At 69.8% G+C, this 12,185-nt stretch carries 9 protein-coding genes; 5 read left to right on the forward strand and 4 right to left on the reverse strand.

What is annotated here, in order from left to right:
* Positions 1-304: 304 nt before the first annotated feature.
* Both CCR97_RS17280 and CCR97_RS17285 read right to left on the reverse strand, forming a co-directional pair.
* Positions 305-850 (reverse strand): copper chaperone PCu(A)C, encoded by a 546-nt coding sequence (locus CCR97_RS17280; RefSeq protein WP_201159699.1) that lies wholly within the window; start codon positions 848-850, stop codon positions 305-307.
* Positions 851-933: 83 nt separating this feature from the next.
* Positions 934-1,296 (reverse strand): hypothetical protein, encoded by a 363-nt coding sequence (locus CCR97_RS17285; RefSeq protein WP_111359789.1) that lies wholly within the window; start codon positions 1,294-1,296, stop codon positions 934-936.
* 773 nt (positions 1,297-2,069) lie between these two features.
* Here CCR97_RS17285 and CCR97_RS17290 point away from each other — a divergent pair.
* The 4 genes from CCR97_RS17290 to glgA all read left to right on the forward strand — a co-directional run bounded on the left by CCR97_RS17290 (position 2,070) and on the right by glgA (position 8,362).
* A complete protein-coding gene (locus CCR97_RS17290; RefSeq protein WP_201159700.1) occupies positions 2,070-3,497 on the forward strand; it encodes a bifunctional enoyl-CoA hydratase/phosphate acetyltransferase in 1,428 nt (475 codons plus the stop codon).
* Positions 3,498-3,535: 38 nt separating this feature from the next.
* Positions 3,536-4,744 carry an acetate/propionate family kinase gene (locus CCR97_RS17295; RefSeq protein ID WP_111359790.1) on the forward strand — a complete coding sequence of 403 codons (1,209 nt, stop codon included), beginning with the start codon at positions 3,536-3,538 and terminating at the stop codon, positions 4,742-4,744.
* Between the two features lie 310 nt (positions 4,745-5,054).
* A complete protein-coding gene (locus tag CCR97_RS17300) occupies positions 5,055-7,064 on the forward strand; it encodes an alpha-1,4-glucan--maltose-1-phosphate maltosyltransferase (protein WP_111359833.1) in 2,010 nt (669 codons plus the stop codon).
* 53 nt (positions 7,065-7,117) lie between these two features.
* Entirely contained in the window at positions 7,118-8,362 is a 1,245-nt protein-coding gene (gene glgA / locus CCR97_RS17305; RefSeq protein ID WP_111359832.1) for a glycogen synthase, read from the forward strand.
* 135 nt (positions 8,363-8,497) lie between these two features.
* Here glgA and CCR97_RS17310 read toward each other — a convergent pair whose 3' ends face one another.
* Together CCR97_RS17310 and CCR97_RS17315 are read right to left on the reverse strand one after the other, a co-directional pair.
* Positions 8,498-9,043: a CBS domain-containing protein gene (locus CCR97_RS17310; protein ID WP_111359831.1), complete on the reverse strand. Its 546-nt coding sequence runs from the start codon at positions 9,041-9,043 to the stop codon at positions 8,498-8,500.
* A gap of 114 nt (positions 9,044-9,157) precedes the next feature.
* Positions 9,158-10,447: a family 4 glycosyl hydrolase gene (locus tag CCR97_RS17315; RefSeq protein WP_111360086.1), complete on the reverse strand. Its 1,290-nt coding sequence runs from the start codon at positions 10,445-10,447 to the stop codon at positions 9,158-9,160.
* A gap of 368 nt (positions 10,448-10,815) precedes the next feature.
* Between CCR97_RS17315 and CCR97_RS17320 the strand changes: the two genes are divergently transcribed.
* The gene (locus tag CCR97_RS17320; protein ID WP_111360085.1) at positions 10,816-12,180 is read left to right on the forward strand and encodes a GH1 family beta-glucosidase; all 1,365 of its coding nucleotides are present in this window, start codon (positions 10,816-10,818) and stop codon (positions 12,178-12,180) included.
* Positions 12,181-12,185: the final 5 nt, after the last annotated feature.

The following is a 12,185-nucleotide window of genomic DNA, read 5'->3' on the forward strand; positions in this document are numbered from 1 at the left end:
GGTTCGATGGAACGACGGGCGGGGCACCATGCTCACCCACGGCCTGACCTGGCCCAGGGGCTCCCGGGCTCCCGCCCGTCACCGCGGCCCGCAGACTACGCGAGTCGCGACAATCAGAGTTACAAGGGGGTGCCGACGCCAGTTGGATCGTCGAGAGGTCGGCACCCCCTCACCCGGAGCTCGCGCTATCGCGCGAGCCCCGACCTCTCCCCGCTGGGGAGAGGTGACCGTGGGCGCCAGCCTCGGGGGCCACACCTCGGTCCAATGACCGAGTGAGCGCGACGGAGAGGAAGGGGCGCCCGCTTCAATGGCCGTGCTGGTGGCCGCCGCCGGCCGAGCCGCCCGCCGGGGCCGTGCCGCTCGGTGTCGTCGCGCCGATCGCCTGCACCTTGTACTGGACGGCGACCGTGCCGGCCTTCTCGAAGCGCAGCTCGCCGGGGAGCGTCGCGCCCTCCTTGAGCGGCTCCTTCAGCTCCATGAACATCACGTGGTAGCCGCCGGGCGCCAGCTTGACGGTCTCGCCCGGCTTGATCTCCAGGCCGCCCGTGATCGGCCGCATGGTCATGATGCCGTTCTCGGTCTTCATCTCGTGGACCTCGAAGCGGCCGGCCTGCGGCAGGCTGCCGCCGACCAGGCGGTCCGGCGCCGTCCCGGTGTTGGTGATGGTCATGTAGCCGCCGGCGACCTTGGCGCCGCCCGGGGTGGCGCGGGTCCACGGCATCTCGATCTTCAGGCCACCGGCCTTGATCTCGGTGGTGGCCGGCGTCTGCGCCGCGGCGGCGAGCGGCTGGGCGACGAGAGCGCCCACGAGGGCACCGGCGAAAGCGGCGAACGAGAGCGTGCGGATCATCGATCGTCTCCGAACAGGGCCGTCGCGCCATGCGGGCGCCGGACGGCCGGACCAGGGAGTTGGGAAGGGGGAAGTCGAGGGGCTCAGGCCGCCGGCGGCGCGCGCGGCCGGATCGGGCTGCGCTCGGGCACGATCGCGACGGCGTAGCGGCGCGGCACCTCGGCGGCGATCCGGTGCCAGGCCGGGGCAGGACCGACCACCGGGATCGTGACGGTCGAGAGACCGGGCGTCGTGCAGAGAACACAGCAGCCGTGCGCGGCGTCGGTCCGGCCGTCGGCCGGGAGGTCCGGCGCCCCGGGCAGGTCCGGTCGTCCGATGCAGAGGATGCCGGCCACGCCGGCGGCCGACGACCACCAGGCGCCGTCCCGGGACATGCCGTCCCCGAGGCGCGGCGACGCGAGGGCGGGCAGCAGGATCTGGAGAAGCAGGGCGGTGGCGACGACCACGCAAGACACGGCCCGCGGCCACGAGAGGGCCGGGGCGGTCGGTGGCGCGGCGTGGGGGCGTCGTCTCGTCACGCGCCTTGATAGCACGCCGGCACCGTGCGCGACACCCGGGCCGGGGCAGCCCGAAGGCGGCCTGCGCAGCCGCTTGCGCAGTGGACGCGCAAGGGATTGCGCGAACCCGTCGCACGCCGACCGAGCGACGGGCGAATCCCGACGACAGCGGTGGCATCGCACGGTCGAGTTCGGCGAGATCGAGCGACGGTTCTGGGCCGCATACGGAAAACCCCGGACAGTATCTTTTCGGATCGACGGACCGTCCCTGATCACGTTCAGGCTGTCGTCGTGATCGCCACGGCGGCCGCGTCGCGAACGGTTGCGACGATGTGTCCGGAGCGTCTCGTCCGGCGTTGCGCGGCTCGTGCGTACGTGGTTTTTCCGTCGTGTCTTCGACCGTTTATGTGTTTCTTATAAGTTCGTTCGTAGAGTGAAACCCGCGGTTCGTCCCGCTTCGGACCGCCCGGTTTCGGATCGCGTGCTTCGCGTTACGTGCGTGATACTCGCGACGTCTCGCGTTCATCGGAGGCCATGCGCGAACGCTCACCCAGCCAACCGCCGAATTCGATTGACCCTCGCCGGGTCGGGATGTCTTTCCTGCCGCCGCGCTTCTGGAACAGGACTTGCTCCGGACCCCTGACAAGACGACCCCTGACGGAGAAGCGGTCGGTGTGCTCGGCGCACCACGCCTCGATGCACCACCGCAGATGGATACGACGATGGCAGACGTGATCAAGAACACGACATTCGCCGAGCTCAAGGTCGGCGACACCGCGAGCATCGAGCGGGTCTGCTCGGTGCAGGACCTGTATTTGTTCGCTCACGTCTCGGGCAACACCAACCCGGCCGTGGTGCCGGACCAGGCCTCGACCGAGAACCGCGCCGTCACGGCGCCGTTCATGTGGGCGGGCTCGCTGATCTCGGCCGTGCTCGGCAATCTGCTGCCCGGGCCGGGCACGCTCTATCGCTCGCAGGATCTGCGCGCGGTGAGCCGCGTGAAGGTCGGCGACAAGGTGCGGGCCAGCGTCCGCTGCGTCGAGAAGCAGGCCGCGCCCGTCGCCGTGTTCGAGACCCGCATCGAGAAGCTCGACGGCACCGTGGTCGCCGAGGGCCGCGCCCTCGTCGACGTGCCGACCGAGCGCATGACGGTCGCGGCGCGCGAGCTGCCGACCCTGATCCTCGACGATTGCGACCAGTTCACGCCGCTGATCCAGCGCGCCAAGAGCCTCGGCCCGATGGCGACCGCGGTGGTCTGCCCGGACGATCACAACTCGCTCGGCGGCGCCGTGCTGGCCGCGCGCGAAGGCCTGATCGAGCCGATCCTGATCGGCTCGCGCGCCGCCATCCAGAAGGCGGCGGAGGCGGGCGGTCTCGACATCACGCCGTACAAGCTGATCGACGCCGCGAACGGCGTCGAGGCGTCCGCCAAGGCGGTCGAGCTCGTGCGCCGCGGCGAGGCGGCCTCGGTGATGAAGGGCAACCTGCACACCGACGAGCTGCTCGGTCAGGTGGTCAAGAAGGACGGCGGGCTGCGCTCCGGGCGCCGCATCAGCCACGTCTTCGTCATGGACGTGCCGACCATGGACCACCTCCTGTTCATCTCCGACGCGGCGATCAATATCGCGCCTGATCTGATCACCAAGGTCGACATCACTCAGAGCGCCATCGACCTCGCCATCGCCTGCGGCATCGAGAAGCCGCGCGTCGGCATCCTGTCGGCGGTCGAGACCGTCAATCCGAGCATCCCCTCGACGCTCGACGCGGCGGCGCTCTCCAAGATGGCCGAGCGCGGCCAGATCAAGGGCGGCCTCGTCGACGGCCCGCTCGCCATGGACAACGCCATGGACGTCGCGGCGGCCCGCACCAAGGGCATCACGTCGCTGGTCGCGGGCCGCGCCGACGTGCTGATCGTGCCGAACCTCGAGGCGGGCAACATGCTCGCCAAGGAGCTCACCTTCGTGGCGCGGGCCGAGGCCGCCGGCCTCGTCGTCGGTGCCGCGGCGCCGATCATGCTGACCAGCCGCGCCGACAACGATCGCGCCCGTCTGGTCTCCGCCGCGCTCGCCCAGCTCTACGAGTATCGTCGCCGCACCGGTCGTGCGGTTCCGGTGCCGGGCACCGACACGGCCAAGGTCGCCGCCGAGTAGATCGCGGCGCGCAACGAAGAAGAAACGGAATCGCAGACATGAGCGACCACATCATCACCCTCAATGCGGGGTCGTCCTCGATCAAGTTCGCGCTGTTCGTGCTGGACGGCGGCGAATGGCCCCGCATGGTCGCGATCGGCCAGGTGGAAGGGATCGGCGTCACGCCGGAGTTCGAGGCCAAGGTCGACGGTCAGAAGACCAAGCGGACCCTGACCGGCGCCGACACGCCCAAGAACCACGACGACGCGCTGAAGATCATCATCGGCTGGCTCGGCGAGCGTTTCCCCGACGCCAAGATCGCCGCGATCGGCCACCGCGTCGTCCATGGCGGGCCGGTCTACTCGGCGCCGATGCTGATCGACGACGCCGCCTTCGAGGTGCTGAAGACCTTCGCGCCGCTGGCGCCGCTGCACCAGCCGCACAATCTCGCCGGCATCGCCGCGGCGGGCCGCGCCTTCCCGGGCATTCCCCAGGTCGGCTGCTTCGACACCGCCTTCCATCGCACCCAGCCGTTCGTCAACGACGCCTACGGCCTGCCGCCCGAGTACTACGAGGAGGGCGTGCGTCGTTACGGCTTCCACGGCCTGTCCTACGAGTACATCACCAGCCGGCTGATGGATCGCGACCCGTCGGCGCTGCGCCGCCTCGTCGTGCTGCATCTCGGCAATGGCGCCTCGATGTGCGCCATCAAGGACGGCAAGGGCGTCGGTTCGACCATGGGCTTCTCGCCGCTCGACGGCCTGCTGATGGGCACCCGCTGCGGCCAGATCGATCCCGGCGTGCTGCTCTACCTGATGCAGCAGAAGGAGATGTCGGCGGCGCAGATCTCCGATCTGCTCAACAAGAAGTCGGGCCTCAAGGGCATGTCGGGCGTGTCGAGCGACATGCGCGACCTCGAGGCCTCCGACGCGCCCTCCGCCAAGCAGGCGCTCGCCTATTTCGTCAACCGCATCCGCCGCGAGCTCGGCAGCCTGATGGCGATCACGGGCGGCGCCGACGCGATCGTGTTCACGGGCGGCATCGGGGCGAACTCCAAGTTCGTCCGTGGCGCCGTGCTCGACGGCATGGAGTGGGCCGGTCTCGTCATCGACCGGGCCGCCAACGAGGCCGGTGCCGAGGTCATCTCGACCTCCGGCTCGCCCGTGAAGGTCTACGTCATGCAGACCGACGAGGAGGCGATGATCGCCCAGCACACCGTGCGGGTGGCGGGCCTCGCCGGCTCGCCGGCGGCGCTCGCCTCCGCCTGATCCGGAGCCGGGTCCGCCCGGCGCCGACATGCTCCACCATCGACGCCCGCGACGGTCCCCGTCGCGGGCGTCTTTTTTTGCGTACGCATCCGTTCGAACGTTCGATTGCGCCGCCGCACGGGCCGGGCTGTGGCACCGCAGCGATTGTCGCACTGCGATACGGCCTTGCCGCCGGGCCGAAAAGGCAACATTGTGGTCTGGAGCCGTCTCCCCGCGAGGGTTGCCGGGCGCCTGCGCGTTTCCTCGGCGCGGCGCTGCGAGCGACCGGCGGGCCGCTCATAACGAACTCTGATCTCTCATAAGGTCGAAGATGAACTTCCCGCGCACGCCCCGCTCGACCGTGACGTACGAGTCGCACCTGCCCGCCACCGCCGAGAGCGCGCCGCTCGAGGCCGAGGCCTATCAGCGGCGCTTCGTCATCGAGGACGTCTACCCGACCGTCGACGCCGGGCGTTACCCGGTGAAGCGCATCGTCGGCGAGCCGGTCGACGTGTGGGTCGATCTCTTCCGCGACGGCCACGAGGTGACGGCGGCGGCGCTCCGCTGGCGCCGGGAGGGCGAGCGCGGCTGGCGGACCGCGCCGCTGGTGCCGGTCGAGAACGACCGCTGGCACGGCACCTTCGTGCCGATCGAGATCGGCCGTCACGTGTTCGTCATCGAGGCCTGGACGGCCGGCTTCGCCACCTGGCGGCGCGACACGCTGGCCAAGCAGAAGGCCGGGCAGGACGTCACCCTGGAGCTGAAGGAAGGCCGCGAGCTGGTCGCGGCGGCGCTGCCGCGCGCCGGCGACATGGCCGGGCGCCTGCAGGCGGCGCTCAACATGTTCGGCACGGCCGGCGGGGCGCGTCCCTTGCTGGCCGAGGATCTGGCGGCCGCCATGGCGGTGGTCGAGGCGCGGCCGGACCTGACCTGGAGCCAGGCCTATCCGATGATGATCGAGCGGCCGCGCGCCCGCTGCAGCGCCTGGTACGAGGTGTTCCCGCGCAGCCAGACGCCCGATCCGAACCGCCACGGCACCTTCGACGACGTCATCGCCCGCCTGCCGGACGTCTCGGCGATGGGCTTCGACGTCCTCTACTTCCCGCCGATCCACCCGATCGGCATCAAGAACCGCAAGGGCAAGAACAACTCGCTCAAGGCCGAGCCCGGCGACCCCGGCTCGCCTTACGCGATCGGCGCCGCCGAGGGCGGCCACGACGCCGTCCATCCGCAGCTCGGCACCATCCAGGACTTCCGCCGTCTGGTCGCCGCCGCCAAGAGCCACGGGCTCGAGATCGCGCTCGACTTCGCCACCCAGTGCTCGCCCGACCATCCCTGGATCAAGCAGCATCCCGAGTGGTTCAAGTGGCGGCCCGACGGCTCGATGAAATACGCCGAGAACCCGCCGAAGAAGTACGAGGACATCACCAATCCCGACTTCTACTGCGCCGACCGCGTCGTGCTGTGGCAGGCGCTGCGCGACGTCGTGCTGTTCTGGGCCGAGCAGGGGGTGCGGATCTTCCGGGTCGACAACCCGCACACGAAACCGTTCCCGTTCTGGGAGTGGATGATCCGCGAGGTCCAGATCCGCTTCCCGGACGCCATCTTCCTGTCAGAGGCCTTCACCCGGCCGAAGGTGATGAAGGCGCTCGCCAAGCTCGGCTTCTCGCAGTCCTACACCTACTTCACATGGCGCACCGGCAAGGACGAGCTGTCCGCCTACATGGCCGAGCTCACCCGCCACCCGGAGCGCGAGTTCTACCGGCCGAACTTCTTCGTCAACACGCCCGACATCCTGCCCGTCCACCTCCAGGGCGGCGAGCCGTGGATGTTCAAGTCGCGCGTCGCGCTCGCCGCGACGCTCGCCGGCAATTACGGCGTCTACAACGGCTTCGAGCTGCTCGAGCACGTGCCCGTCCCGGGCAAGGAGGAGTATCTCGACTCCGAGAAGTACGAGATCAAGGTGCGTGACTGGAACGCGCCCGGCAACATCAAGGGCTACATCACCCAGCTCAACGCCATCCGGCGCGCCAATCCGGCCTTGCAGCAGACCTCCAATTTCGGTTTCGTGCAGGTCGACAGCCCGGCCGTGCTCGGCTTCGTCAAGGAGTCGGTGGCGCGCGACAACGTGGTGGCCGCGGCGATCGCGCTCGCGCCCGGGCGGCACGACGTGTGGCTGCATTTCGGCGACATGCGGATCGGCCCGGAAGGATCGCGCCGACCGGTGCGGGCGGTCGAGAACCTCGTCACCGGCGAGTGGCGGCTGGTCGAATGGGGCGGGGTGCGGCTCTCCATCGACCCCGATCAGGACCCGGCCGTCCTGCTGCGCTGCGTCGCCTAGCGGCGCGCGCCGATGTTTCCGCCGCGTATTGTGCGGCGACTGGAGTGCCCGAGATGCGAGTCCTGCTCACCACCAACGAATACCCGCCCTATGTCTACGGCGGCGCCGGCGTGCATGTGGAGTACCTGTCGCGCGAGCTGGCCAAGCTGACACCCGTGGAGGTGCGCACCTTCCACGATCAGACGCTGGACGACGGCCAGCTCCACGTCCGGGGCATCAAGGTCGACACCACGCTGTTCGCCGGCTGCCCGCAGACCTACGTGTCGCCGCTGAAGGCCCTCTCCACCTGTCTCGCCTTCATGGGGCAGGGGATCGGCAACGAGCTCGAGGGCAATGTCGAGATCATCCACTGCCACACCTGGTACACGCACTTCTCCGGTCTGTTGGCGAAGATCCTCTACAACATCCCGATGGTGATCACGGTCCATTCGCTGGAGCCGCTGCGGCCGTGGAAACGTGATCAGCTCGGACACGGCTACGACCTGTCGCGCTGGATCGAGAAGAACGCGCTGGAGACGGCCGACGCCGTGATCGCGGTGTCGAAGAGCACCCAGGAGGACATCCTGCGGCTGTTCGACGTGCCGGCCGAGCGCGTCCACATCATCCCGAACGGCATCGACACCGACGAGTACAAGAAGATCCACGCGCCCGAGGTGCTGACCCGCCTCGGCGTCGATCCGGACCGTCCCTACGTGCTGTTCGTCGGCCGCATCACCCGGCAGAAGGGCCTCTATTATCTGCTCCAGGCGATCCCGCAGCTCGATCCGTCGCTGCAGGTGGTGCTGTGCGCCGGCGACGCCGACACGCTCGCGCTGCAGCGCGAGACCGAGGAGATCGTCGCCGAGCTGCAGCGGAACCGCGAAGGCGTGATCTGGCTGTCCAAGATGCTGCCGCGCGCCGACACCATCGCGCTCTACTCGCACGCCACCGTGTTCTGCTGCCCGTCGATCTACGAGCCGTTCGGCATCATCAACCTGGAGGCCATGGCCTGCGGCACGCCGGTGGTCGGCAGCGCGGTCGGCGGCATCAAGGAGGTGGTGGTCGACGACGTCACCGGCATCCTGGTCGACCCGAACCTGTCGCCCGAGCCGCCGCACGATCCGATGGCGCCGGCGCGCTTCGAACGCGGCCTCGCCGACGGCGTCAACCGCATCGCCCGCGATCCGGCGCTGCGCGCCCGCATGGCGGAAGCCGGCCGCGCCCGCGTCGAGCAGAACTACTCCTGGCGCAGCGTCGCGAAGAAGACCTACGACCTCTATCTGCAGCTCCGCGCCAACCGCAAGGCGACGAGCCAGTAGAGGCCCCGTCGGTCCCGGGAAGCTGCCCCACACGCCGCTCATGCCCGCGAAGGCGGGCATCCAGAGCCATCCGTCGTGTCGCCCTGGGTCCCCGCCTTCGCGGGGACGAGCGGAATTGGTGGAGTGGTTGAGAAACTACTTCGGCCCGCGGGTGCGCTGCAGCCAGTACTGGCGCTCGAGCTCGATCAGGCGCTCGTCGGTCATCGACGGGTCGTGCTTCGACGCCGCCTCGGCCTTGCCGATGGCGCGCGGCAGGGCGCGAAGCAGGTCGGCGCGGGCGATCACGCCCACCACACGTTGGCCGCGCACCACCGGCAGCCGCTTGATGCGGCGGCTCTCCAGGAGCCGGCCGGCCTCCTCGAGCGGCGTGCTCTCGCCGACCGTGACGAGATCGGTCGTCATCACGTCGCCGACCGTGAGCCTCTGGAAGCGCTCGGGCTCCTGCTCGAGCGCGCTGCGCTCGGTCATCAGCTGCAGCCAGTGCGGCCGCCGCGGCGGGTCGCCGTTCGAGCGGCGGCGCAACAGGTCGCGCTCGCTGACGATGCCGACCAGCCGGCCGCCGGCGTCGACCACGGGAAGGCCGCTGACGCGGTGGTCGAGCATGAGCCGCGCGGCCTCGCAGATCGGCCGATCCGGCCCGATCGTCACCACCGGGGACGACATGAAATCCCTGACCCGCACCGGACCTCTCCGATCCCGGCCGCGCCGACTCGTCGGCCCGCGGCGATGTGCCCGCTCACCTTAGTGCAACGCGTGCACGGCCGTCGAGCCGTCGCCGGCGACGGCCGGCTCCCATCATAAGCAAGGCCGGATGTAGGGCTTGTTGATCTCCCACAACTCGTCGAGCACGACGCGCGCCGCCGTGGTCGAGGCGACCACCGGGTCGATCAGCAGGGCCTCGAGCGCGAGCTCCTTCGAGCCGCGCACCGCCGCCTCGACGGCGAGCTGCTGCACACCGGCCTGCACGGCGAGCAGCTTGGCGATCGGATCGGGCAGGGGGCCGAGCGACACCGGATGGATGCCGGCCGCATCCGCCACGATCGGCACCTCGACGGCGAGATCGGCCGGCAGGTTGGGGATCACGCCGCGGTTGTAGACGACCCCCGACTCGATGAAGCGCTTCTCGTTGTGGGTGACGGCGGCGATCACGGCGGCGCCGCGCTCGCCCGACGGCATCGTCCACCAGTCCGGCACCGCGGCCGTGCCGGCCAGCACGGCGTCGACGCTGGCGCGGAACTCGGCCCGGGTCCGCAGGTCGCCGTCGAAGTCGTAGCCCGTGTCGTCGCCGCCGTCGGCCTCCCAGCCGTACGGCAAAAACTCGCCGGTGTGGCCGTCGCCGCAGGTCGGCCACAGGCCGAAGGCGCGGAACAGCGTGCGGTCGAGCGGGATGAACGCCGGGTCGTGCGTCGCCTCCTTTTCGCGCAGCACCGGGTAGAGGTCGGCCCCGGTCTCGCGGTCGCGGATCGCCATCAGCCACTGGAAGTGGTTGAGCCCGGCGCCCCAGACGTCGATCGTCTCGGCCGGCCGCGCGAGGATCTGCGCGACCTGGCTGCGCGCGCCGAAGATGCCTTCGCAGAGACCGAGCACCCGCACCTTCGAGTACTTGCCGAGCGCCATGACGATGCGGCTCTCGGGATTCGAGAGATTGATGAACAGTGCGTCCGGGCACAGGTCCTCGATGTCGCGGGCGAAGTCGAAGACCATCGGCAGCGTGCGCAGCGTGAAGAACAGGCCGCCCGGCCCGCCGTTCTCGCCGAGCGTCTGGCGGATGCCGTGCCGCTTCGGCACCTCGTAATCGTGCCGCCACAGCCGCATCCGGTCGATCGCCGTGGCGTTGAGGACGAAGTCGGCGCCCGGCAGCGCGGCGCGCCGGTCCGTGGTCGTCTCGATCGTCACGGCGACGCGGGCCTTGTCGGCGAGCAGGCGGCCGATCGCCGCCATGCGGTCGAGCGCGGCGGCGTCGGTGTCGACCAGCACGATGGTGGCGCCGGCGAGATCCTCGGAGAAGAAGAGATCACGGAACAGCGTGAGGCCGAACGACATGCTGCCGGCCCCGATGAAGACGATCTTGATTGATTTGGGCATGACCACCTCGACGCCGGACCGTCGCGCGATCGGCGTGCGAGAGGGGAGCGGGCCCGCACGCGACGCGGCATTCGCGAACGCACGCGTCGCGCGGGAGAAAAGGACGGGCCAGCGTCGTTCGGAGCGGCGGTCCGCGAAGCCAGTGTCTGCCGATCGGGTCGGCGGCGCACTCCGCTAAGTTCCGTAAGGGCTGCTCCGATGCCGCCGCCGCGACGGCGACGCCGGGTGCGGCAGTCGCGTCGCCTTGCCACGACGGGGTCGCTTGACCACTGTCAACACATCGGAAACGCCGGCGGCGTAGCGTTCCCTTGTCGTGACGCCTGCGCGGGCGCGCCCGCGCAGGCCAGACTGCGAAGGGAAGGACAATCATGAGCACGCGCGCGCCCGCGACGGCCGCCGCCGCATCCGACGTCCCGTTCCTGTGGGGCGTGTCCACCTCGAGCTATCAGATCGAAGGCGCCGCGTCCGAGGACGGCAAGGGGCCGAGCATCTGGGACACCTACAGCCACCAGCCCGGCCGCATCGTCGGCAACGACACCGGCGACGTCGCCTGCGACCATTACCATCGCTATGCCGAGGACGTCGCGCTGATGAAGGCGCTCGGCGTCGGCGCCTACCGGTTTTCGGTCGCCTGGCCGCGCGTGCAGCCGAAGGGACGCGGCGCCGTCAACGAGGCCGGCCTCGCGTTCTACGATCGGCTGATCGACGCGCTGCTCGAGGCCGAGATCGAGCCGTGGCTGTGTCTCTATCATTGGGATCTGCCGCAGGCGCTCGGCGATCTCGGCGGCTGGGCGAACCGCGACTGCGCGTTCTGGTTCGCCGACTACGCCGCCCTGATCGCGCGCCGCTACGGCGACCGGGTGAAGCGCTTCGCCACCTTCAACGAGTCCTCGGTGTTCACGCTGTTCGGCTACGTGATGGGCGGGCAGGCGCCCGGCCTCGCCGATCGCAACCTGTTCCACCGGGCGATCCATCACGTGAATCTCGCGCATGGCGGCGCCACCGACGTGCTGCGTGCGCTGGTGAAGGACGCGTCGCTGGGCATCGTCCACAACGTCCAGCCGTGCCGGGCGGCGACGCCGGCGCCCGATGACGTGACGGCGGCGGCGCTGTTCGACGCCTACTGGAACGGCGCCTTCGCGGATCCGCAACTCCTCGGTCACTATCCGGCCCTGATCGCCGACCTGATGGAGCCGTGGATCGCGGCCGGCGACATCGCCCGGATCTGCCGGCCGATCGACTGGTTCGGCCTCAACCACTATTCGCCGCTCTACATGCGGGCGTCGGACGACAACCCGATCGGCGTCGGCTGGGGCGCGGCGCCCGACTCGGTTCCGCGCACCAGCTTCGGCTGGCCGATCGAGCCGGACGCGTTCCGCGACACGCTGGTCGATCTGTCGAAACGCTACCGGCTGCCCATCTACGTGCTGGAGAACGGCCGGTCGAACCCGGACGTCGTCGACGACAAGGGCGAGGTGAACGATCCGGATCGCATCGCGTTCCTGGACGCCTATATCGGCGCGATGAACGAGGCGCGAGCCGCCGGCGCCGACGTGCGCGGCTACTTCGTCTGGTCGCTGCTCGACAATTTCGAGTGGAGCTCGGGCTACAGCCAGCGCTTCGGCATCGTGTATGTCGATTACGCGACCGGCAAGCGCATCCCGAAGGCGTCCTATCGCTGGTTCGCCGAGCTGATCCGGGCGACGGCATCGCCGTCCGCCGCGGCGCGATGACGAGA

It is taken from the genome of Rhodoplanes elegans, assembly GCF_016653355.1.
GTDB lineage: Bacteria > Pseudomonadota > Alphaproteobacteria > Rhizobiales > Xanthobacteraceae > Rhodoplanes > Rhodoplanes elegans.